Annotated in this window: 12 protein-coding genes; 5 read left to right on the top strand and 7 right to left on the bottom strand. The window is 40.9% G+C overall.

All coding sequences use genetic code 11. The features are described from left to right. Positions 1-128: 128 nt before the first annotated feature. From FD723_RS05920 to FD723_RS05950, 7 genes are all read right to left on the bottom strand, one after another. Entirely contained in the window at positions 129-1,484 is a 1,356-nt protein-coding gene (locus tag FD723_RS05920; RefSeq protein ID WP_179064483.1) for an aldehyde dehydrogenase, read from the bottom strand. A gap of 121 nt (positions 1,485-1,605) precedes the next feature. Beyond that, entirely contained in the window at positions 1,606-3,477 is a 1,872-nt protein-coding gene (locus FD723_RS05925; protein WP_179064484.1) for an NAD(P)/FAD-dependent oxidoreductase, read from the bottom strand. A gap of 391 nt (positions 3,478-3,868) precedes the next feature. Then, positions 3,869-5,641, bottom strand: coding sequence for an NAD(P)/FAD-dependent oxidoreductase (locus FD723_RS05930; RefSeq protein WP_372743810.1), 1,773 nt, complete (start codon positions 5,639-5,641; stop codon positions 3,869-3,871). Positions 5,642-5,750: 109 nt separating this feature from the next. Beyond that, positions 5,751-12,593, bottom strand: coding sequence for a type I polyketide synthase (locus FD723_RS05935; protein ID WP_179064486.1), 6,843 nt, complete (start codon positions 12,591-12,593; stop codon positions 5,751-5,753). A 491-nt stretch (positions 12,594-13,084) separates the two neighbouring features. Then, the gene (locus FD723_RS05940; protein ID WP_179064487.1) at positions 13,085-13,585 is read right to left on the bottom strand and encodes a DUF302 domain-containing protein; all 501 of its coding nucleotides are present in this window, start codon (positions 13,583-13,585) and stop codon (positions 13,085-13,087) included. A 565-nt stretch (positions 13,586-14,150) separates the two neighbouring features. Then, complete coding sequence (asnB, locus tag FD723_RS05945; RefSeq protein ID WP_256875088.1) at positions 14,151-16,064, bottom strand: asparagine synthase (glutamine-hydrolyzing); 1,914 nt, start codon at positions 16,062-16,064, stop codon at positions 14,151-14,153. Positions 16,065-16,931: 867 nt separating this feature from the next. Beyond that, the gene (locus FD723_RS05950) at positions 16,932-17,768 is read right to left on the bottom strand and encodes a helix-turn-helix domain-containing protein (protein WP_179064489.1); all 837 of its coding nucleotides are present in this window, start codon (positions 17,766-17,768) and stop codon (positions 16,932-16,934) included. A 1,665-nt stretch (positions 17,769-19,433) separates the two neighbouring features. On the opposite strand from FD723_RS05950, the gene FD723_RS05955 reads away from it, so the two are divergent. From FD723_RS05955 to aroA, 5 genes are all read left to right on the top strand, one after another. After that, complete coding sequence (locus FD723_RS05955) at positions 19,434-19,898, top strand: MarR family winged helix-turn-helix transcriptional regulator (protein ID WP_179064490.1); 465 nt, start codon at positions 19,434-19,436, stop codon at positions 19,896-19,898. A 52-nt stretch (positions 19,899-19,950) separates the two neighbouring features. After that, positions 19,951-21,072, top strand: coding sequence for an ABC exporter membrane fusion protein (locus FD723_RS05960; RefSeq protein WP_179064491.1), 1,122 nt, complete (start codon positions 19,951-19,953; stop codon positions 21,070-21,072). A 105-nt stretch (positions 21,073-21,177) separates the two neighbouring features. Then, positions 21,178-22,365 carry an ABC transporter permease DevC gene (gene devC, locus FD723_RS05965; RefSeq protein WP_179064492.1) on the top strand — a complete coding sequence of 396 codons (1,188 nt, stop codon included), beginning with the start codon at positions 21,178-21,180 and terminating at the stop codon, positions 22,363-22,365. A 22-nt stretch (positions 22,366-22,387) separates the two neighbouring features. Continuing rightward, complete coding sequence (locus FD723_RS05970) at positions 22,388-23,119, top strand: DevA family ABC transporter ATP-binding protein (RefSeq protein ID WP_179064493.1); 732 nt, start codon at positions 22,388-22,390, stop codon at positions 23,117-23,119. Between the two features lie 745 nt (positions 23,120-23,864). Then, positions 23,865-25,145, top strand: a complete 1,281-nt coding sequence (gene aroA / locus FD723_RS05975; protein ID WP_179064494.1) for a 3-phosphoshikimate 1-carboxyvinyltransferase — start codon at positions 23,865-23,867, stop codon at positions 25,143-25,145. Positions 25,146-25,189: the final 44 nt, after the last annotated feature.

Here is a 25,189-nt window from a genome sequence, read left to right on the forward strand (position 1 = left end):
TGCGACTGGCGGATGAATAAACGGCGTTTTTGCACCCCTACTAAATCTTCGATTTAGTGGTCAACAAAAAAGTGGCGGGTCTGAATCCCTCACTAATTGATTCTGACTCCTGAATTCTTCTTCAATACTTAGTGTTTCTTTTTCTCTGGATAGGGAGGATATCTCCATTTCAAATCAATCAGAAAAGATTTATTTAATATGCCTCTTTGATAAGAAAAGTTGTCAAAGCCAGCTTTACCATGATAACGACCCATTCCACTAGTACCAACTCCACCAAAAGGTAAAGAAGGAACAGTCAAATGCATAACGGTATCGTTAATGCAGACTCCACCAGAGACAGTTTCTTGCAAAATCCGCTCTTGATTTTTTTGATTACTAGAAAAGAAGTATAAAGCAAGGGGTTTTTGTTGTCGATTCACAAAGGCGATCGCTTCTGATAAATCTGTATATTCTAGAACAGGAAGAATCGGCCCAAAAATTTCCTCTTGCATGATCTTGTCTTGCCAAGAGACTTGATCGATAATAGTAGGAGCAATATAAAGATTCTCTAAATTCGTTTTGCCTCCCACTAAAATATTACCACTTTCTAACAATTGCGAAAGGCGACGGAAATGTTTTTGGTTGATGACTCTAGCATAGCTTTTACTTACTGAAGGTTCGTCGCCGTAAAAAATTTGTATTTGTTTTTTAATGTTAGTCAATAAATCTTGTTTGATTTTGCAATTTACTAACAGATAATCAGGTGCGGTACAAGTTTGACCTGCATTAAAGAATTTACCCCAAACAATTCTTTTAGCTGTATGTTCAAGATGAATATTTTCATCAACAATACAAGGACTTTTTCCACCTAGCTCAAGGGTAACTGGAGTTAGATTTTTAGCGGCGGCTGCCATTACAAGTTTACCAACTTCAGTGCCACCAGTAAAAAAGATATGATCAAAATTTTGTGACAATAGTTCTTGACTGGTTTCAATACCGCCTTCAATCACTTCAATAAAAGATGGCTCGAAATTTTCGTGAACTATTTTTTCTATGACTTCAGAAGTATGAGGAGCTATTTCTGATGGTTTTAAAATCGCACAATTACCAGCAGCGATCGCACCCACTAATGGCGCAAAAATTAAATTAAATGGGTAATTCCAAGGGCCAATAATCAGAATCACACCAAGAGGTTCAGAACGAACTTGAGCAGAAGAAAGAAACTGATAAATGGGAGTAGCAACCTTCTGCGGTTTTGTCCATGCTCTAATATTGTTGAGAGCATATTTAATTTCTTCTAAAACTCCAATTATTTCAAAATAAGCTTCAAAGCCTGATTTATGCAAATCAGCTTTTAAAGCTTGAACAATATTATCTTGATTCTTCTCAATTGCCTGTTGAAGAATTTTCAGTTGTTGAATCCGAAAATCAAGATTTTTGGTTTTACCAGTCTGAAAAAACTGTTGCTGATATTCAATTTCATTATAATCTACTTGAGTTAGCATGGCTTTTTAGGTGTTAAACAGTAGTTATGCAGTAATTGAAAGAAAGAATGGCAGTAGCTAAATATACAAGTCTTAAAACTCAACTGCCATTTTCATATTTGTTGTTATTCTCCAGCTAAAATTAAGACTTGATTTCCGCTGGCAACGTGACTAATTCTGGAACCTTTAGCATATTTTTGTCCTTTAAGCTTGGGGATTCATGAGTCCCATTTGGTAACGTCTTTTCATTAGCCAAACTAATCCAGGGCTGCAAGTCGGGTTGGTGTTGGTAACTCTTGAAATCTTCTCTAGCTTTTGCAGTGATACTATTGTCTGGTACACCTTTGGTTTTCAATTTGAAAATCCAGTTATCCCAACCAGCTAGAGCAGATGCTTTTAGTAAAGCGAAAATGTGCTTAAGATTTTGTGGTGCTAACAAACCTTTTATTCCAAAACCCTTCCACAGGAACTTGAGGTACCAAATAGCAACGAAAAAGTGAGTGTATTGCATAGATACAAAAACATTAGCTCGTTGGGGTTCGTACTTGGTGAGGTGGATGTATTCGTCAAAATCCCGGCTCATTATGTAATTAAAAGGCAATTCATCGGCTCTATGGGTGTACATAAACCCGATGTTGGCGTTCTTCTCTGCCAACTCTGTTAACTGTTGATAGACAGCAGTTAATATTTCGGTAATATATACACGACCTGGTTGCTTAATTTTTGCCAGGAATTTCAAATCTAAATGCCACTTACCGACATACAAAGGAATCATCATCCCAAACCACCACATGTTTTCGATGAACATGCGATGACTCATGATGCTAGCGTTACCAAGATGCTTAGGATGATGGCTGACAAGAAGATTGTTGCGATCGATCATCCCTAAATTAAAGCCGTTGTAAACCGCCCGTTTCTTCTCTGCATCTGGCTCACCTGCTAACTTGGCACGAATCACTTCTGTAATGGTGTCTATTTCAAAGGACATCATCGTCATTCCCATCGAGTAGAAGGGATCGAAGATAGCTGCTGCATCACCAATTACATACCAGTTATCTTTTGAGAGTATGGTCTTGCTCTTGTGCGCTAGCTTGGGCCAGTAATGGAAATCAATTTCCTCTCCGCTCTTGAGCAGTCGATACATGATGTTATGGTTTGCTTCTAGAAAAGCATAAAACTTTTCTTTAGTGTTGACAGTCTGGGCCTGAATATAGTCGTGATGGTGGACTAATCCGATTGACAACTCCATATTTTGGGTATCTGTAGGAATCATCCAAACCCAATGTCCGTGTCCCATCCAGTGATTAGTAGCATAGTAGTGGCTACAAGTTGAAACTAAAGGATCGTAACCACTGTGAAAGATAGTGCGATCGACATTTTTAACGCGCATCCATGCTGAACCATTGTTAACACCACGGACGTTTTCAGGGCCAAACAACACATTATCTGTCTTGCGACCGATGATAAACTTGCGTCCTGCCGCATCAATAACATGTTTGGCTTTAAGTTCAAGATACTCGCGATCGCATTTGACTTTCACCACGTTCAGGCCATCCCCAGACGTTAGGTCAACATCAACAACACGACCTTGATAAAAGACAGCGCCCATCTCCTGATTCATCCTCAGCACATCCCGCTCAAATTTGGGGCGGTGAATCAGAACAGAAGCCAATGGTGGTTGCCGAATAGCCCAGAGATGATGATAGTCATTAATGTTTTCTGTACTTTCTGGATGCTTAGGCCAATGAAAGTTTAAACCAAATTTTGGCGGATGATGCTCAACCATGTAGTCATAAAGACCCAACTCCTTGCAGATCATCAGAGTAGAGATTTCAACTGCTGACTCACCCACTTTCAAATCCTTTTCTGTCCGCTCTTCAGGACGAGGATCGACCAAAGCAATTTTGATGTTAGGAACATTAAGTAGTAAGTGGCGAGCTTGACATACTCCCGCCAATCCAGCACCCATAATGACTACATCATAATCATAGGTTTGGCACTGAGTGTTGTTCATTGCATTTTCCTTTTTGCTAACTAGAAAATTTGATGAATTTGAAAAATTTCGTCGGAAAGTTCAGGACTTTTGAGTTATTTCTTGCCTTTGTGTCCTCTATAAGCCAATACGCTTCAGTTAAGGCTTTACTCTTTGTCAAAGTGAATTTTTTTAACGAACCGCAAAGGACGCAAAGGACATAAAGGAAGAGAAGAAAAAATGCTTAACTGAACTGTATTGTTCTATAAGCTTCTTTATGAGCAGAAGCATGCGACTCTTTTAGAGAATTCTTAAAGGTAGCCGCAAAACGTCTACTTTTCAATACAATCTAATACAATCTCTAAGCTAGTAATGAAAAGTTTGTAGTCAGCACTTTATTGCTGAGAAAATTAAGGACTACTAGATAGGATTGCTATAACTCAGATGTGACTAGCTCTTGCTCTTGCAATTTTTGAGATTCAGCACTCTTACTCTTGATCCAAGGCTCTAATTCAGGTTGATGTCTATAACTCTTGAACTCTTCTGCCACCCTAGCAATTTCACTATTAGCTGCCATACCTTTGGTCTTGCGTCGGTAAATTAGATCGTCCCAACTAGATTGAGCAGATGCATTGAGTAAAGCAAAAACATGTTTTAGATTCTCTGGTGACAACACACCTTTTAGTCCAAAACCTTTCCACAGAAATTTGAGATACCAAAGAGCAACAAAGAAGTAAATGTTTTTCATGTATGCAAAAACATTGCATCTTTGAGGTTCGTATTTTGTGTTTTGCAAATAGCTATCAAATTCTTGGGTCATGTAGTAACCGAAGGGTAATTGCTGCCCTCGGTGAACATACATCATGCCAATATTAGCATCTTTTTCTATCAGTTCATTGAATTGTTCATACACATGAGACATTAGTGTTCTGATCACTTGACGACTTTGTTGGCTAAATCTGCGGAGAAACTTCAAATCTAAATGCCATTTGCCAACATACAAAGGCACAATCATCCCAAACCACCACATGTTTTCTAGATAGACGCGCCAGCTCATGATGCTAGCATGACCAAGTTGTTTGGCGTGGTCGTGGAGAAGATGATTGCAAGACTCTACATACCCAAGATTGTATGCATTATACACAGCCCGCTTCTTCTCTGCATCCGGTTCACCTGCTAATTTTGCTCGGATAATTTCTGTGACACTTTCCATTTGAAATGTCATCATTACCATTCCTAAGGAATAGAAAGGATCGAAGATGGCAGCTGCATCACCAATTACATACCAATTGTCTGGAGAAAACAGAGTTTTACTCTTGTGTGCCACCCTTGGTAAGTAATGAAAGTCAATGTCTTCTCCACTCTTGACTAATTGGTAAAGAATGTTGTGATTCGATTCTAAAAAAGCATAAAACTTTTCTTTGGTGTTAACGCTCTGCGCTGGGATGACTTCATGATGATGAGATACCCCTACTGACAATTCCATAGTCTGAGTATCTGTAGGAATGACCCAGATCCAATGGCCATGACCCATCATGTGATTAGTGGCATAGTAATGGCTACATGTAGCACCTGTAGGATCGTAACCACTGTGAAAAATGGTGCGATCGACATTTTTAACCCGTACCCATGCAGAACCATTGTTAAGACCAGCGAGTTTCTCAGGGCCAAAGAGTAGATTGTCTGTTTTCTGACCAATGATAAATTTGCGTCCTGCTGCATCAATAAGATGCTTGGTTGTAAGTTCTAGGTAATCATTACCTATTTTCACCTTAACATTGTTGGGGATATCACCAGAGCCTAAATCAACGTTGACTACACGACCATTGTAAAAGTCAACTCCCATTTCCTTATTCATTTTCAAGACATCCCGCTCGAACTTGGCGCGGTTCATGAGAACGGAAGCTAGCGGGGGTTGTTTAATAGACCAGACATGATAGTAGTCATCAATGGTCTGTGTATTTTTTGGGTCTTTGGCCCAATGGTAGTTTAGTCCAAATTTCGGCGGATGATTCTCAATTAAGTAATCATAAAGACCTAACTCTTTGCCGAAAAAGAGAGTAGAAACTTCGACAGTTGACTCACCAATTTTTAAATCTTTTTCAGTCCGTTCTTCAGGACGTGGGTCAATTAAGGCGATTTTGATGTTGGGAATATTCAGCAGCAAGTGACGAGCTTGACATACTCCAGCGATCCCAGCACCCATAATGACGATATCGTAAGCTTGAGACTGAGTTGTGTTGTTCACTGACATTTCCTATTTCGTTGACTAAAAGTTTTGCGAGGTGAGCAGATTTTTGATTGATTAAAGTTAGTTAAATTGAGCCAGCAATCCAATTTAAAGAGCGGAATGGGACAACAACTAGGGCAATTATTCTTTCAGGGCTGCGTGTCAGTTGAATGGGAAAAGTGAGAACTTTAAGTTGACTGTTAAGAGCCACATCACTGAATAAAATGCTATCCCCTTCTATGCGTTCGATCGCTAGGTTAATGTCTTTTGCCTTAGTCGCCTTACGTAAGGCTTCTATGGCTGTCCAAATTCGCGTACCAGCCCGATCTACCGAGTCTTTGCTTTCTAGCTGTTGGATTAATGGGTATCGAGAAGAACTTAGTAAAGCAACCCAATCTTCTACACTGCGATGAGTTATCGGTTCAATATCACAACCTTGCACTCCTCGACCGGCAACACAGAAACAAACACGTTCGTCATGGGAAAGCGATACTTCTATTTTTTCTTCTGCGAGTCCTACAACTACTGGTTTACCAGATTCCGTCCACTGAATCCGTACTTTGGATATGAGATTAGCATTATTGTTCAGTAGTTGAGCGATCGCTCTATGGAATAGAGGTAGTTCCAGTTGATGACGTTCCGTGGGTAATAGTGCATGGATACCAGGAAGATAAGCCAATGATATCTCTGGTGCAACGACTTTGAATAAAGGCGATCGATTGCTCAATTCTCTGTAAAGAATCTGTTCATCCCTCTGGCTGGGATCGGCCAAATCTTCAGCAGTGGGATTCTCTTCACGGTGTTCTAATATCCGCAATTGATAGCTACTGAGTCTTTCCATAACACGCCCATCGGCAGCTAAAAGAAAAACATTACTGTGATACTGTTGACCTTTTCGCCCTTGGGGTGTGGTAACACCAATATATGAACCAGTTCCATCTCGATCTGATTGATCGATTTCAAGACTATCGATGCGGATGGGCAAACAAAGATCCTGTGGAATGACTAGTTGTCCAGCTTGCAGTAATGAGTCTCTGCAATAAGGATCTCCAAGCAAGAAAGGCCCTTGCGCTCTATCTAAAGATTGTTCTTGCTCCTGACCAGAATACAAGTTTCTGTGGGTTTTGAATACACACCTGTGGGAATTCAGGCTATAAATCTGTTGTAAACGTTGAAACTTGGGGCCTTGGAACAGTAACCAACTATAAAGATCCGCTTTCGGCTCAATATCTAGAGGTACTTCTGGAAGTTCAACCTGTTCTACAGATGAATTAATTTCAACACCTAGTAAAAATGTGGCTGAAAAATGGCTGATGGCAAATCCTGTCTGTTCGGTTTTGATAGTTACATAAACTTGCTGTGGATCGTTTTTCAGTTCTCGTTCAAGTACCTCTGCATGAATTTCGATGTCTACTCCTTTGTCAGGAGCTACAACAATGGGACGTTCTAAACGAATATCTTTTATCTGCACAGTTGGTAAGGAATCTTTGCCAGTCACATAGGCAACTGCTTGTCCCATAGCCTCCAAACCGAATACAGTCGGGAACAGATATGAACCTTTATAGAGGTGATCCTGTAAGTATGAATCCTGCTCAAGACTGAGGTGCGCTCTCAAAACAACCTCTACACCCGGTTGATAAATCAGAATCTTCTCTAGAAACTTTGACGAAGCAGGAGGTGAGAACAATCCTGGATACCAGGTATCAAAACCACTCGATTCAAAAGCAGCTAAGGTTTGCATAGGTGCTGCGATCGCAACTCGCAAATCTGGGGGTTCATTTTTGATTAGATGCAAGAATCGACTAACGCCTGCATCTTTGGGAATGGCACTGATACCCATTTTGTTCAGGCTCCGAACGCTGCCCATTCGCGCTCCCATCCCTACCTCTTCCCACACACTATATGCCATTGAAATCACGGCGGTTTGAGGGTGTTGAGCTTTAAAACGGCGTAAAATCAGATCCAAAGTTTCATTAGAGAAGCCATACCAAGCATTGCGTTGCATCCCTGTAAAGCCGATGACTGAGGAAAAACCGGCGAAAAGCTTCAGTGGTGTAGCTTCCAGTGCTTTGTATAGATTAATCAAACCGAGAAGTTTAGGACTGATTTCATCAAATGCTGCTTCTGTAGAAACTTGCTCAATCAGTCTTGGCTTATTGAGGGCAGCTCCATGAATTACTCCTGATATCTCACCTAGCTCTTGTCTGACTTTTTGCAAGAGATTTACTACTGCTTGGTAGTCAGCAACATCACATGCATAGTAGTGGCAGGTTAGTCCTTCCGCATAAAAGCGCCCAAGAGTACGGGTAATATCAGAACTACTACTTTGTTGAATGTTGTCATCGGGATGAGGTGAACGTCCTACAAGTGCCACACGGATACCTGTGTCTTTAGCTAGAGCCAGGGCACACTCGGCAGTAATGCCTTTGGCTCCACCCGTGATGAGGATGACATCCTTGGATGACCAAGTAATTTGACGGTCTAGATAATCTACAGGTTGTTGCACCTGAGGCCGAGGAACGTAGCGCTTGAGATCGGCATCGTAACTTACAGTTGTATAAACATGGGGAGTAGAGAGTTCTCTGAAGACACATTCTGCCAGACTGTTGGGATCTACTGTGGGAGAGAAATCAACTACCCGAACTTTGAGATCGATGCGCTCTAGATGCAAACTCGCTGCAAAGCCAACTGTACAGCATTGTTCAATATCTGCTAATGGTAGTTGCGCTCCGAAATGTCCCCCACTAAATTGGACATAAGCAACTGTTGTATGATCGCGGGATGCTAGAGGTGGAGTGGCGACACTGCGTAACCGTTCAATCATGCCAATCAAACGGGCTTCTGATGACAATTGGGTGTTGGGCGTACAAGGCAATACTGCAATGAAGTGAGTTACATCGACATTGTTAGTTAGTGTTTGAGGGCTGACTTCTGCGAAGGTTACACTTTGAACTTGAGCGCCTTGAGTGCGAAGCTGATCAGACAAGACTGCTATTTTGTCTGCATTACTGAATTCGTAAAGAATCAGCACATTCGCAGTCTGCCAATTTTCTGGCATCTGTCTGCCTAAAGCAACTGAGGGAAGTTCCTCTGGAATATTTTTGATGATGTAATCACGCACCAGTTGCTTACGTGTTAATTCTGGCCCGCCTGCTGGTGTTTTGCCGTTGTTTTGATTTTTGAAATCTTGCTTTAAAGAAACTGTTGAGATCGGTTCTGAGATTTTAATTCCATTGCCGTTATTATTTGGGATGAAATTATGAATTGTTTCAGCAATCTCTTGAATCGTGGCATTGGCTAGAGAAGGCGGGTCAATTTTCCCAGCAGCACCAAATAGTTTGGCGGCTTCTGCGACAACTTCACCGGCTTTGATGGAGTCGAGGTTGAGATCGTCGAGTAATCGCAATTCTGCTGTGATACTTTCTCTGACATACCCTGTTTGTTGGATAATCAGGTCGGTCAGTGAAGAGGCGATCGCATCGGTTGTACCCATCGTCGATACTAAAGAAGCTGCTTCATTACCATTCGGACTGCGATCGTTTGACACGAAACTGCGAATCGTTTCGGCAATCTCTTGAATGGTGGCATTAGCTAAAGCAGGTGGGTCAATTTTCCCGGCGACACCAAATAGCTTGGCGGCTTCTGCGACAATTTCACCGGCTTTGATGGAATCCAGATTGAGATCGTCAAGTAATCGCAATTCTGCTGTGATACTTTCTTTGACATATCCTGTTTGTTGAACAATCAAGTCTGCCAATAAAAACTCAACACTCTGATTACCATTTGCCACAACGCCATTGGTTTGTCCAGGCTTAAGTAAGGTAGAAATAGCAGTATGAAAGCCATTACCATTAACTGTGTGAGTTGTTCTGGCAGCATTTTGAGGATTTGCAACTAAAGGCATTTGCAGATCGGCTCGGATAACTTCAGCAATAAACTTACCGCGTCGAGCTAAATAATCTTGCAGCACCTCTGGTGAAATATGGTTGTGTTTGCCAAATACTGAATAATTCAGCAAACTTTCAGAAGTAATTTCCAAGGATGGAGATGAGTGCGTTGCAGATACATGAAATGGTCGTTCTACAGGATTGTCGATGAAGATGCGTTCTGAGGCTGGTACAAAAGGACGTATAAGCCGACCTTCGTAAAGTGCTTCCCAGTTGATGTCATGACCACGAGCAAATACATTAGCTAACATCATGTTCAACGACTGGTCAAATCCAGGTTTGGCTTCTACAGGCAGACATTGCAGCCCTTGCAACCCGTTGATGTCACTTACCAATCCAGAGAGTACTTTTCCTGGACCAACTTCTATTAGCAGATCGCATGTCTGCTCTAGAGTTTTCACCAGCGATACAAAGTCCACTTGCGCTAATACCTGATGGGCAAAGTGGTCGCGCAATTGCAATCCTGTTGGTGGCTGTTTGCCATCTACAGATGAAACAAGGCTTATAGTGGTCTTCGGGAGTGTATCTGGAACTAGTTCATAGTTGTGTAGGTATTCGGCAGCTTCCGAAACAAGTTGAGAGTGAAAAGCATTAGAAACTGGCAGCTTGTATGTCTTAATTTCTTGAGCAGCCGCCAGTTCAATTACTTGCTCAATGCTCAAGTGTTCACCAGATATGACGATCTGGGTAGGACTATTGATATTTGCAATAACGGCGTAGCCATTGACTTGTTTTAACAATTCCTCGGCTTTGTTACGGGAGCAAGCAATACTTACCATGCTTCCTCTCATGCCTTGGCCAGAAGCAGACATGGCACGTCCGCGAACGGCAGCTAAACAGATCAAAGTTTGCTCGTCAAATGCACCTGCGGCGTGAAAAGCAGTTAGTTCTCCCAGGCTATGACCACCTGCGGCGATCGCCTTCAATCCTAGATGTTGGAGGTAGTGCATCCACAGGAGGGAAGTTAGGCAAATGGCTGGTTGAGCGATTTCAGTTTGGGCGATTTTCTGAGACCATTCTTCAAACTGCTCTTGATTGATAGCCCGATCTACAGATTTATAGATCGACTCACTAATACTTGGAGCGCCAATTTCTTGCAGCCATTTGTCAGCTTGATTTACTAGTTCTTTGGCCCAGCTAAAGCGTTGTACGAGGGTACGGGCCATATTCAACTTTTGAGAACCTTGACCGGGGAAGAGAAAACCGATGCGGCTTTGCTGGACTTGATTGCCAATCCAAATTCCTTGGTGCGGGTTGAGGATTATTTCTCCCTGAGCCAATGGTTTAGCGTTCAATAATTCTTGTAAGAAACTCAGACGTTCAACTAACTCTTCAGGTAAACGGGCGATGAGTGCTGCTCGTACTGGTTGTTGTTGGTTTAGTTGTTGAGCAAGATGTGCAGCTAGATCGATTAGTTCGCTTAAACTCAATCCTTGTACTTTTGGAAGTAATGCATCTATGCTTTGTAATAAAGCTGGGATTGATGCTGCACTCAAGACAAAAATCTCTGTTTCTTGAGCAGAAACTAACAAAGCCTGCTCATCAATTAACGGTTGAAGTTGAGTAGCAGGAGCATCGCCAGATTCTAAAGTGACGTGGCAATTGATGCCGCCAAATCCCATTGCGGAGACTCCAGCCCTTAGTGTTTCTGTTGTCTGGCGAACTTCTCCTTGAAGCACTGGGTACAGACAGTGGGCAGCTTTGTCAAATACTTCGTTTGGCTCATTGCAGCCAGCTAATGGCGGTATTACTCGACGGTTAACAGCCATAACAGCTTTGATGAACCCTCCAATGCCTGCTGCGGCTTTAGTATGCCCAACTAGGGATTTGAAAGAGGTAATACCACAAGAGCGGGAAGGTGTTTCACTGTTTGCACCCATAGCTAGGGCAATACCTTCTAGTTCGACGCGATCGCCTACTGGTGTCCCTGTACCATGACCTTCTATAAAATCAACATTACTTAAGCTGTAACCGGCTCGGTTATAGGCCCGACGTAGTGCTTTAGCTTGTCCTTCCCGACTCGGAGCTGTTAGACCTCCTTTGCCATCAGATGATATTCCCCATCCATTCAACACTGCATAGATATAATCATTGTCAGCACGAGCATCTTCTAAGCGCTTCAAAACGACGAAGCCAGCCCCTTCTCCAGGGATAAAGCCACTAGCTTTTTTATCGTAAACGGTCATATCTTTGCTAGTCAGGGCACCTGTTTTGGCAAATCCTACTAGTTCAAAGGTGTCTAGACTAATATCTACACCACCAGCCAGTGCTAAATCGAGATCGCCATTGCTTAAAGCGTTAGCAGCAGTGGCAATCGCAATTAAGGACGAAGAACAAGCTCCATCTACTGTATAACCACCGCCATGAAAGTTAAAAAAGTTACAAATTCTCCCAGCAATAGTATTAGAAAGGTTGCCGGATAATGTGTCTTCGGTAAATGGTGAGAATACTGACTTGTAGTATTCTTCCATTGCTATTGCCAGTTCATCTATGACTTGCAATGGTAAACCTTTCGCCTTTGCCGCTGCATGTATTACCCGTTGGATAAATGGCCAGCGTAGTCGCATATTGTTAGAGCGTGTTTGTTCTCCTGTTAAGGAATTACCGAGGATTACACCTGCACGTTCGCCGGGAACATTTGCTCGTGTATAACCTGAATCCTCTAAAGCTGCGATCGCCACTTCTAATGCCACCCAATGAGCAATATCTGCTGTCTCTACTACAGTTTTAGGAATGCGCTTACTTGCCCAATCGAACTCAAAACCCTCAATTACAGCCATACGTTTCCCGTAGGTTTTGTCTGGAACCGTCAGGTCTGGATCGTAATAATCTGCAAGTGGTAGCCGCCGATCTGGCGATTCTCTAAATTGTCGTCGTCGCGAAAGTATGTTTTCCCAGAGTTGTCGTAAATCCCTTGCACCAGGATACCAACACCCCATACCAATAACCGCAATTCTAGGTTGAGATCCTTCTATGTACATATCTGTAATAACTTTGCTTCACAAACACAAAATTGAATAAATTACAGCTATTTTCAGGTAAATGAACCACATTGTTTTTATCGGGCTACGCCCCGCTTCTCTACGAGACGCTCCGCGAACGCTAGTAGTCTGCCAACCCAAAAATGCTAAGTGAGGACTGGGGAAAGGGGAAAGGGAAAAGGGTAAGAGATTTAAACCCTTTCCCCCTTACCCTTTACCCCGCCAAGTTCACTTGGCGAACTACTAGCACGCAAAGGCGCAATCGCTCTTAAGCGATCTCGGAGAGTAGGCGCAAAGGAAGAAAGGAAAGAATAAGATTGTGGTCTAAATAGATGAAAATTGCTGTAAGAAAAATTTGATTCTGATGGTCAAGTTTGATTGTCAAGTTAATGCTATTGACTTGGGAGCAGAAAGTAGAAATCTTGTCTTCCCTACTCCGTAGTTACTTTTTCATGCGTTTATCGCAGTTTAGGATGATTACACAATAATTACTAAGTAGCTATTCTGACCATTTCTTCAAACTTTTGATCGAGCATTTGCATAATTGTTGAAATCTTTTCGTTGGGAAATTGACCAAGCAGCGATGATGGTTTGTCGTAAGCAACATGGGTCTTGCCATTGTAGTCATCGTAGACAAATAGTCTTAATGGAACATAAAGACCAACGGCAGGATTTTGTTCAAACATTTGGTTAGCTATTAATGGATTACCAATTATGTAGAGCTTGGCCTTTTTGTTTTTGCCGGCCAGAGACATGAGTTTGCCATGTTCAACTTGTGAAAATATCATAAAACCACTTTGACCAATCATCGATTCAATTCCACTTTTGATTTGTTCAAACGATTGCTTGGCAACAATCATTTGCTGAAAAACTGTGCTGTCACTTTTACCATTAATGGTTTCGATTTTATTGGTTACTTCTTCAAATGACTTTTCAGAAGTAACAATAACACGAGTTGCTGTAAAATTGACGGTTTCTATTACGGTTTCCATGACTCTTTACCTTTCTCTAATTTAGAGGTTTGCAATCAATTCCTACGGTTTCCAGTTCAAATTACTAGTACAACACGGTGGAAATAAATCAACTATTCCAAATCAATGAAACGCTCACGCTGTATTCATTTTTAATTTTTAATTCCGCCTTGCGGTACTAGTACTTTAGTTTTGCCTAAGTTGGTACTTTTATTATGAAGCGATTAGCCTAGTGAGTTTTTGACAATAGCCCCCAACTTTAAAATATCCTCCTACACTATTCATCAATCTCTTTAAAATCATTTATGCAAACAGCCTAATATTTTCTGATCATCACAGCTTCAAACAATAGTTTATCGAATAGAATTCAGGAGTCAGGAGTCAGAATTCAGCTGGGTATTCTGTAAGACTGGCGGATGAATAATCGGGTTTAAGACCCCCACTAAATTTTCAATTTAGTGGTCTTCAATCAGTCGCGGGTCTGAATCCCCGACTGATAGCACAGCGTTAGCGACGCAGGAGTGTCTTGATTCTGACTCCTGTTAGCGCAGCGGGGCGTAGCCCATTCTGACTTCTGAATTCTTCTTCAAGTAAGGCTAAACCGCTCTTGGAGAATACAAGTACTGAGCATCTTCATCAATGTGGGATCTATAGAAGCAAGTTGATTTTCATTCATCTCTGGTATTTGGTCAAGGAATTGAACTACTGCTGGTTGGTTATAAAAGGGAACAGAAGCGAATGCTGAACTACGTAGGGTGTCTTGGATGAGTTGGTGTAGAGGTTCACTCTGCTTCAATGTGGAAGGCGGCGCAAAAAATGGATGTTTTTTGCGGTTATAGATCATATCTGGAAGGTAAGGTTTGACTGCTTCTCGCAATATATACTTGACATTCATACCGCGAATCTTGAATGAAACAGGAATATTACGGACTGCTTCCACAACTAAATGATCTAAAAATGGCAGTCTCCCTTCGGTAGAATGGGCCATCTCTGCACCATCTCCCAAAATTCTAAATAGGTAAGGTAGAACAGTTTTAGACCATAAATAAAGAGACTGATGAACAGGCTCTCGCTTTGCAAGTTGTCCTTCTACATCGATTTCATTAAAGAACATACGATATGCATCTTGTTGGCCAAAGTGAGCCATAAATGCGGTCGAGTATAGAGAAAGAGATTTAGCATATCCTTTGGCATTAGCTTCAATCCAGGTGGGTACAAAGCCTAAAAGACGTTCGACATTAGCTAAAGGTTTAGATATTTCTTCAGGTAAGAAACCTGCTGCGGCAGAGACTTGGTTGTTACGCTTTAATTCTTCTAAGATATGCTTGATAGTCTGCTCATCTTGACCCTTGGTGTTGTAACGCAACATGTCCATCAGCGAATGCACATAGCCTCCAAAGATTTCGTCAGCGCCTTCACCTGTGAGGACAACTTTGTAACCTGCATTCTGTACTGCTTTGCTCAAAAGGTACTTAGCAGCAGCACCAGCATTGATACAAACCATTTCACAGTGCCAAATAGCATCTGCAAAATGTTCAGCTAAATCAGATTGAGTAATGGGAATAACTTGATGATTTGCTCCAGCTTTTGCTACTGCTTCACGAGCGAAAGCTTCTTCGTTGTAGTCTTCGTGATCGAAGGCGAGGGTAAATGCTGTAATTGGTTCTGTTGCATGAGTGGCTGCAATTCCTAGCACCGCAGATGAATCAATTCCTCCACTCAAGTGACAACCTACGGGTACATCTGCTCTTAGCCGCAGTTTTACAGACTCGTTTAAAGTATGGCGAACTTGTTCAATGTAATCTTCTACGCTTTGTTGGGGTTGTGCATCCCCAGTGATGGGGTAATCAAAATCCCAGTAACGATGCAGTTGGATATTGGTATCGGACGCGAGTAAAAAATGTCCAGGTGGTACTTGATATATGTTCTTGAAGAAAGTCCGGTCTGGGCTAAAGAGTCCGAGATCGGCTCGAAACCAAAATTCATGATCCCAGTTAGCCGGAACACCCGCAGCAAGCAAAGCTTTGACTTCTGAAGCCAAGTAGAGTGTATCACCATGCATGGTGTAGTAAAGAGGTTTGATGCCAAAGCGATCGCGAGCAGCAAAGAGTGTTTGATTGCGCTCATCCCAGATTACAAAAGCAAACTCACCGCGTAAATGGTGGAGGCATTGAGTCCCAAACTCGTTATATAAATGAATAGCAATTTCGCTGTCGGAGTGTGTTCGCAGATTATATCCTTTTTGCTTCAAGTCCTTCTGTATCCGCTCAAAATCATAAAACTCTCCATTAGCAATAATATGCAGTGTGTCATCTTGATTGCTAATTGGTTGGTCTCCACTAGTGAGGTCAATAATACTAAGTCTTCTATGTCCTAAACCGACTCTGCCATTATCAGAAATCCAAATTTTCTGTGCATCAGGCCCTCTATGATGCAGGCTGTCTATTCCCCGCTTCAAAGAAGTCTCGGAAATTGGTTCTTGTCTTGAGAATAATGCCACAATTCCACACATTTGCTGAATTCTCCCTTGAGGAATTTTGAGATATTTTTAATGTTTTGGTGTCAAAACACTATTGGCAGATGAAATTATATATTCACAAAAATATCAGGCGTTAAAACAGTAGTTTTGCAAGGTGCTAGCAAAAACTAAAGTTTTTATGAAATTTAACGGCTATCACTAAATCTAGAGTTATTGTGTTAGCGGTATCAAACTGAGATACATGTAATTTTAGGCAAGTTAGTCTGGAAAACACTGCCCAGCATAAATTTTACCGTTTTTAATAGTTTCGCATGATTTGAGAATGAGCAAAAGCTGGATTAGTAATTTTCAACCTGATTTAGGGGAGCATCCCAAATGTGCAAGTTTATTTTTATCCGGGATTTTGGCTTAGAGCGATAATGAAATAACGAACCGCCAAGGACGCCAAGGAAAGAGGTTTGTACAGGGTTTTTCTGCTAGTCTTGTGTCTTTTGGCAAAATTGGGATGCTCCCTAATGTAGTACGTCTTTAGCTTGACGATTTTCACGGCACTTGAGAGCGAAAATATTACTAAAAAGCCTATTAAGAGGGCATAAATAAACAAAAATGTTAATAGCTAGTTAGTAATAGCTGATGCTAAAAACATAGTTGCTAGTAACGCAAATAATCGTGTATTTACATTTATTTATGCCCACAAAGTTAAGAACAGGTAAAATGCATTTTAAGCATGAACATAACTACAACTTACGATCAGTTTATAAGACTTCAAACAAGTTAACAATAACCTATACTTTGATAGAACTATAAGACTCCTCTGTGATTTGTGAACAATATTTCCAATTAAACCCTGATAAAACGGGCTTTTCAGTCTCAGTATGTTTGCAAAAATCAAATCGGAGTCCCATAACAATTACTTTGCTCATGTTTCTGAAGCGAGCTAGTTGCACTCGCCCTTCTCCAAGCTTGAGGAGTTGTACCGTGATGTTGGCGGAACTGGCGGAAGAAATGAACCATACACTGATAGCCCACCAATGTAGCGATCGCCTCGATTTTCTGATCGGTTTCTAAGAGCAAGGAACGTGCTGCTAGCATTCGGCGCTGAATAATCCAATTTTGCACAGTTTGTCCCGTTTGCTTTTGCACCAAGTTAGTCAGGTAAGTTGGGCAGTAACCAACTGCGAGAGCTACGTCTCTCAGGGTAATCGAGCGGTGATAATTAGCCTCAATGAAGGTGAAGACCTTATTTAACTGGTGGTCGGATGGAAATATGCACTCAAAGGCAGGGGGTTTTATTATGTCAGCTAGTGGTGATTCTGCGACTATCTGGGGCTGTACAGCATAGTGCTGTTGGAGGGAGGCTCGTTTTTCTAAGCAGACGGCGATCGCCCTCAATAATTCCTCTACTGTACAGGGCTTAGTAAGATAGTCATCTGCTCCCAATTCCATACCTTTGCGAATATCAGTCCGAGTAATTCTGACAGTGACAAAAATAAAGGGGATCATTGCTGTAAGAGGATTTTGGCGCAACGTGGTCAGAACGCCATAACCATTGAGTTTTGGTATCATAATCTCGCTGACAATCAAATCGGGTAACTCTTCGTTTGCCCGCTGGAGACCGATAAGACCGTTTTCAGCACCTATAGTGTAAAAACCTTTAGCTTTTATGCCTTCTAAAAAAAGGTTTCGGGTTGAGGCTGTATCTTCAATCACCAGAATTTTTTTCACACTCTTCTCCGAAAATATTGTAATTAATAATGCTGGCTTTGATTGACATAGGGTTATACAGCAGATTTCAGGTTGGTGAGGTACACAACGATTTCTCTGTTACCCAGGCATAAAGCGTGTTTTACTCCTGTTAACACAGCGGGGCGTAGTAGCCCTAGCCCATTCTGAATTCTGCTGTATGTCATCACTAATTGCACTTGTCCAGTTATGATGCAGGCAAAAGTGAAGTGTTAGAGGCTTAATTTGCTATGTCTATATGATTAATCACTTTTCTCCATTAGTTTTACGCAAAATCAGTAGACCGAAAATAATAGCAGAGATAGATGATTTGCTTTTTTAAATAGATATATTCCTTTCACATGAACAATTATTTCGGCTATTTAAATCCGATTTTTAAGGCATTATCTAAACATAAATAAAACCGAAATAAATTCAACTCCGGTCGAGTTTAGGAAAATATTAGCTTGCCAAAAAATCGATTAAATGGTTGAACTTATCCTTTCGTATAATCATATTTTGTAGATGAATTTTGATTATTAGCAAAGTTTTTTAGATATTTTATTTAAAGATTTGGCATTGTCAATTAGTTTAATATATAGATATATTGCTGGTAGAATTGGATTTTATTAGTTGGACAAATTTATGTGCTTTTCGCATGTATTTAAAATACTTCATAAAACATAGTTATATTAGAAATATTTAAACCAGATAATGTATCTAGAAGCTTTATAAGGTAAGCTTTTATTCTTGTTATACCGAACACAATTCCAGCAGGATTACTATAAACTGTTTAGCATTGATAGTAAATTTATGAGGGTGACTAAGCACTAAATCATCTTTAAAAAAGACGGTTTTAAATCAAATACTATCTATTTATTAAAGTCTTTCCTCATTTAACTTTTGCAATTGAATCATACGACAGTTTTAGGCTTAGTAAATTTAGGAAAGGTTAACATTAAGTAAATTTTGGTTTTTTATAGGTTTTAAAGTTATTTTATAAACAAATATAAATCAAATATTAATTTATGTAAATTTTTTAGTATAATCCTATTCTTGACAGATTAATGCTTAAACTTAAAAATTAGCCGAAAATGAGGAAGTAAAATGCAATTTTTGTGTTACTAATCGCATCATCTTAAAAAACACTACTCATTTTTGTCTTTAAACCACCGTATGCTATTTAACTGCGGTAGTAATGACCAGAACTATCAGCAAGGCGAAAGTATCAATCAGTACGTGCTTTTTACGCACCTTAATTAATTTTCCTTCCTGAGTGCGTACTCGGTTTCCTTGGATACTATTGCTGTCTCAACTATGCTGTCATACTTGAGAATTTTTTGTACTGACAGGATAGTGTTGCGCGAGCTTTCTTACTTTTCAGATATCCTCTAAACTCGACTTTATCCAAAATTAAGAACTCGGTTTTCTTTCTCCGGCGAAAACCCTGGCTTTTTAGCAAATACTTTTTCCACGTCACGGATGATGGATGAAGTTAAAAAAGTAAAATTACTGTCCCACAAAGGTTTCATCTGAAGCGTTCGTGCAACGACTCCGCAGGAGTATCGCGTTGCGAAGCAAATGATAAAGTCGAGCTAATCGTAAATATTAACTTGACAATCTAGAATTAATTGTATATACACTTAATTATTATGAAAAAATTCATTTATGGAAAAGCAAGCTACTGAGTTAGATTTGACTCAGTTGATTACTATTGAGGATACCTGCGCCTGCTTTAACCTTCGTAAAGCATCTAGAGCGGTTACACAACTTTTTGATGAAAAGCTAGAGCCAAGTGGTCTGCTGGTTACTCAGTTGACAATTTTAGTTGCCATCTCAATTCTCGGCTCAGTAGCAATCAGTGATTTAGCTAAAGGCTTAGTTATGGATCGAACTACGCTGACGCGAAACCTCAAGCCTCCCGAAAGAGAAGGATTGATTCAAATTAATCCTGGTGAGGATCGACGGGTGCGAGTAGTGACCTTGACGGATAAAGGACGCTCTGTTTTGGTGCAAGCTTTACCATTGTGGCAACAAGCGCAAGCTCATATAGTGGAGAGCTTAGGTCAAGAACGCTTTAATCTATTGCTTTCAAGCTTAACTACTACGGTTTCAATAGCCCGGAACAGCTAAATTTTTTTTGAAAAAACGTGTATATCCACCTAATAAAGAGTGGGGTATTTTTATGTTTGAACAAGAAGTTTCTTTAATTACTGAGAAAAAGCATAGACCATTGATTAAACCTATAGTTCAATGGGCTGGCATCTTGGGAGCGACGGCAGCAGTGGGAATAGGTGGATTTGTGGTTTGGAAACAGGTGAGTTCCCAAACCGGGGTTGAGAATCAGACTGGCATACATACCCCTTTACCTCAAGCACAAAAAGTTGTAGAGACGATAACTGCTTTAGGACGCTTGGAACCTCACGGAGAAGTAATTCAAGTTTCAGCGCCCACTTTCTTAGAAGGCGCACGAGTTGAGAAACTATTGGTGGAAGACACCGATTGGGTGAAATCTGGTCAGACGATCGCAATTCTCGATCGCCGCGAACGATTGCAAGCTGCTTTAAAACAGACTCAAAGACAAGTTGAAGTAGCCCAAGCACGGCTAGCCAAAGTCAAAGCCGGAGCAAAAGAGGGAGATTTAGGAGCGCAAAAAGCAACAATCGCTCGCTTGGAGGCAGAATTACGAATTGCTCAAACAGAACATCAACGGTACAAATATCTACAGGAAACTGGAGCCATTTCTGCTTCTTTGCTAGACTCAAAACGCCAAATTGTCGAGACAATTCAGGGAGAACTCAATCAAGCTAAATCTATCCTAACTAGTATTGCAGAAGTTCGTCCGACTGATATCCAAGAAGCTGAAGCAGAAATTGCTAGTGCTGTAGCATCTGAGCAGAAAGCCAAAGCAGACTTAGAAACTGCCTTTGTCACCGCACCCCAGAATGGTCAAGTTTTAAAAATTCATACTCGTGCGGGAGAGATGGTTGGTACTAAGGCGATCGCAGATATTGGGCAAACTAGGCAAATGGACGTAATCGCTGAAGTTTACGAAAATGATCTTGCCAAAGTGAAGATAGGACAAAAAGCTACTATCACCAGTCTAAACAAAGCCTTTGTTGGAAAACTACAGGGAACTGTATACCGCATCATTCCCCAAATTGGTAAGCGGGATGTCCTCAATGACGATCCAGCAGCAGCAGTTGATGCCAGAGTTGCTGAAGTCAAAATCAGTTTGTTACCGAAAGACAGTCAGCGAATTATGAGTTTGATCAATCTCAAAGTAGAAGTAGCAATCAATCCTTAATTTTGGAATGGGGAGTTGGGAGTGGTGTATTTTATCAATTTAGAAAAGTAGAAGTTCTCAATTTTAAGTTCTAAACATTACACTCAAATTAACTTATGTGATGCAATGATAGGTTTTAATTTATCCTTTCTTGATGGTAATAAAATTCCCCTAGCATGGTTGCAATTGATCCGGGAGAAGACGAGGCTATTCGTGGCCATTTCAGGTATCAGCTTTGCCGTGGTACTAATGTTCATGCAGATGGGATTTCTAACTGCTCTATTTGATAGTGCAGTTGGTATGCACAGCAGTCTACAAGGCGATATTGTGCTGATTAGTCCACGCTCAGTGGCCTTAATTGCCATGAAACCATTTTCCCAACGGCGGCTATACCAAGTATTGGGCTTTCAAGGGGTAGAATCTGTCAGCCCTATCTACGTAGATTCTGGAATCTGGAAAAATCCCCAAAATCCTAGTATTACCCGCAATATTCGGATCTATGGAATTAATCCTGACAATCAAGTATTCAACATGCCAGGGGTAGCTGAAAATCTAGATAAGATTAAAAAGCCTGATGTAGTTTTATTCGATTGGGGTTCACGGACTGAATTTGGGCCGATTAGCACTTTATTTAAGCAGGAAAAAAGCGTAATTACAGAGGTAGAGGAACGGCGAATTAATGTTGGTGGTTTATTTGAATTAGGAGTTACTTTTGGTTCTGATGGCACTTTAATCACCAGCGATCTGAATTTTTTAAGAATTTTTGAAGAGCGTAGAACCGCAGGATTAATTGATATCGGTTTGATTAAATTAAAGCCAGGTGTAGATGCAGAAAAAGTGTTGGGAAATTTGAGAGCAAACTTACCCAAAGATGTAAAGGTGCTATCGAAAGAAGAATACAAAAAATTTGAAGTAAACTACTGGAGCGGCAGCACTCCCATTGGTTTTACTTTCATACTTGGTACAGTTATGGGCTTTTTTGTGGGGACGATTATCGTCTATCAAGTACTTTATACTGACGTTAACGATCATCTCCCTGAGTATGCCACACTCAAAGCGATCGGATACAAAGATTCTTTCTTCTCGGGTGTTGTATTTCAAGCAGCAATGATTTTAGCCACGCTAGGATTTTTGCCTGGAGTACTAATTGCTTGGGGTTTATATGAACTTACCCGCACTGCCACACTCTTGCCGATGTTTATGCAGCTTGATAAAAACTTGCTAGTGCTAGTTTTGACATTTGTCATGTGTTTTGTCTCTGGTAGCATCGCTATACGCAAGCTTCGAGAAGCAGACCCGGCTGACATATTTTAATATCCTTTCCTATAGTTTCATTATGTGGTCAGAACCTCTTGTCAATATTGAAAACCTCAGCCATTACTACGGTCGAGGAGTCTTGCGTAAACAAATTCTGTTTGATATTAATCTAAAAATTAAACCGGGCGAAATTGTAATTATGACCGGGCCATCGGGATCTGGTAAGACTTCTTTACTAACTTTAATTGGTGCTTTACGTTCAGCCCAAATCGGTAGTCTAAAAGTTTTTGGGCAAGAGCTATGCGGAGCTACTCAAGACCAATTAGTGCAAGTGCGACGTAATATTGGCTATATTTTTCAGTCACATAACTTGCTGAGTTTTTTAACAGCTCAACAGAATGTCCAAATGTCGCTTCAAATCCAGCCTGGGATGACTAAGCAGAAGGCTCAACGCCAAGCAAAATCTATACTTGAAGCTGTTGGATTAGGACAAAAAATTAATAGCTATCCAGAAAACCTCTCTGGCGGACAAAAACAGCGGGTTGCAATTGCTCGTGCTTTGGTAAACTCTCCCAGTTTAGTTTTGGCTGATGAACCTACTGCTGCTTTAGATAGTAAGACTGGTCGCGATGTCGTAGATTTAATGCAAAAACTAGCCAAAGAACAAGGGTGTTCCATCTTGTTAGTGACTCATGATAATCGTATTTTAGATATTGCCAATCGTATTGTATACATGGAAGATGGTCGGTTAGATAGAAGTCCGACAGGAACTTTTATTGGGGAAGATGCGGTACAAAACGCGGTAAGGTGATTCAATGCCAACTCCCGCAAAGTATGCAAAATGAGCTAACTGCTTAAACCACAAGTCCTTGGGCTTTTCTTAGTGCCATTTAGCTCTTCATGCATAGGTGAGGGGGAGAAAAGGAGTTGCTGTCGGCAACCCCTTTTCTCCCCCTCACCCTAAAAACAATTATTATTATAAATTGAGAAATAGAAGTCTAATTTCTTTCGTTTGGTTTTTCATATAAAATCCTCTATTAATTAAATATTAATGACAATTGATGATGATATTAGAGTCTTACTTACTTAATTTTTTCTTAAAATAAGTCTAAAGCAGAACATCAATTTAATTCGTAATTTGTAAGATTATCAATAGTCTATTATTTTAAGTACATCTTGTACATCAACACCGTTGCCAATTTACGAGGTTTGATATAAAAGAAACCATTGAATAGCTACAAGCATATAACAAAAGTGCTGGCAACATTGTCAGATGGAGAACGATTATTACTGCAATGAATTAGCGATCGCCCATCTAAGTATTGTACTATCCCACCCCCTAATTCTTCCAAGGCAGCTTAGTTCCTATCTCAGTTAATGCCGAGAATACCAGATATATAACAAGCAGACCATTACTGATGACAAAAGTTACAATGTCGTTATTCATTGGTAAAGTGGCAACGCAATTGGGTAATCTTACTCGCTCTACCAATTTTTGAGAGCAGCTATATGGGAATATATAAGGTTGTAGCTAACCGCCTACGTAGAGGTCTAAAGTGGATACCATTGAAATTCCTGCTCTAAATCGGCCAGTGGATGCCACGGTAGAAATTCCTGGTTCTAAAAGTCTTACCAATCGGGCGTTGCTTGTCGCTGCTTTGGCGCAAGGTGACTCCATCTTAGAAAATGCCTTATTTAGTGAAGACAGCGAGTATTTTGCTAAATGTTTAGAGCAATTGAGTATTCCCATAACTCTGAATCCTCATCTGGCTCAGATTCAGATTGTCGGAAGGGGAGGTGATATTCCAGCTAAACAGGCAGATTTATTTGTGGGTTTATCAGGTACTACAGCACGGTTTATTTCGGCGCTGGTGGCACTAGGTAATGGCGAATATCGGCTAGATGGCGTTCCCCGGATGCGAGAACGACCTATGGGTGATATGCTGACCGTGCTGCAAACTGGTGGAGCCACTGTTAACTTTGAGGGAAACTCTGGGTTTATGCCCTACACCCTCTATAGTCAGGGATTCGCTGGCGGAAATTTTCGCTTGAAAGCCAACCAAACAAGTCAGCAACTTTCGGCATTGCTGATGATTGCACCTTACGCTCAACAGGATACGATTTTTGAGGTTGAGGGTACACTGGTTTCTCAGTCTTATATCAAAATGACCTGTAGCCTCATGGCCGATTTTGGCGTAGAGGTGATTCAAATTGGCGAGAATCAATTTCAGATTAAAGCAGGTCAACGTTACCAAGCTCGACATTACACAATAGAACCTGATGCGTCAAATGCTTCTTACTTTTTTGCCGCCGCCGCCGTCACGGGTGGACGGGTGCGCGTCAAACATTTGACTAAACAATCCTGTCAGGGTGATATTCTCTGGCTGAATGTTTTAGAGCAGATGGGTTGCCAAATTAAGGATTCGGATGATTACACTGAAGTGACGGGGCCGAAGCAATTGCAAGGCATCGACATTGATATGAATGATATATCAGATTTAGTGCAAACATTAGCTGCGATCGCACCTTTTGCCAGTTCACCAATTACTATTCGTAACGTAGAACATATTCGATATAAGGAAACCGATCGGATTCAAGCTGTTGTCACAGAATTGCGTCGGTTAGGGGTTAAGGTGGAAGAATTTGCCGATAAACTAAGAATTGAACCTAGCCCCATTACCCCAGCGGCGATTGAAACCTATCACGATCATCGAATGGCGATGGCTTTTGCTGTCACTGGTTTGAAGGCTCCAGGGATTGTAATTAAAGATCCTGGTTGTACAGCGAAAACTTTTCCAGATTACTTTACCAGATTTTTTCAAATGTTAGAACAATAACGCATACTTAATTTCTGGAGATATCAAATACACTCTGACCTCTC

This window comes from Nostoc sp. C052, from assembly GCF_013393905.1.
In the GTDB taxonomy this organism is placed as follows: Bacteria; Cyanobacteriota; Cyanobacteriia; order Cyanobacteriales; family Nostocaceae; genus Nostoc.

Bases quoted from the DNA above. Each gene is read 5' to 3' on its own strand.
- FD723_RS05920 (WP_179064483.1), bottom strand. From the start codon at position 1,484: ATGCTAACTCAAGTAGATTATAATGAAATTGAATATCAGCAACAGTTT.
- FD723_RS05925 (WP_179064484.1), bottom strand. From the start codon at position 3,477: ATGAACAACACTCAGTGCCAAACCTATGATTATGATGTAGTCATTATG.
- FD723_RS05930 (WP_372743810.1), bottom strand. From the start codon at position 5,641: ATGGGTGCTGGGATCGCTGGAGTATGTCAAGCTCGTCACTTGCTGCTG.
- FD723_RS05935 (WP_179064486.1), bottom strand. From the start codon at position 12,593: ATGTACATAGAAGGATCTCAACCTAGAATTGCGGTTATTGGTATGGGG.
- FD723_RS05940 (WP_179064487.1), bottom strand. From the start codon at position 13,585: ATGGAAACCGTAATAGAAACCGTCAATTTTACAGCAACTCGTGTTATT.
- FD723_RS05955 (WP_179064490.1), top strand. From the start codon at position 19,434: ATGGAAAAGCAAGCTACTGAGTTAGATTTGACTCAGTTGATTACTATT.
- FD723_RS05960 (WP_179064491.1), top strand. From the start codon at position 19,951: ATGTTTGAACAAGAAGTTTCTTTAATTACTGAGAAAAAGCATAGACCA.
- devC (WP_179064492.1), top strand. From the start codon at position 21,178: ATGATAGGTTTTAATTTATCCTTTCTTGATGGTAATAAAATTCCCCTA.
- FD723_RS05970 (WP_179064493.1), top strand. From the start codon at position 22,388: ATGTGGTCAGAACCTCTTGTCAATATTGAAAACCTCAGCCATTACTAC.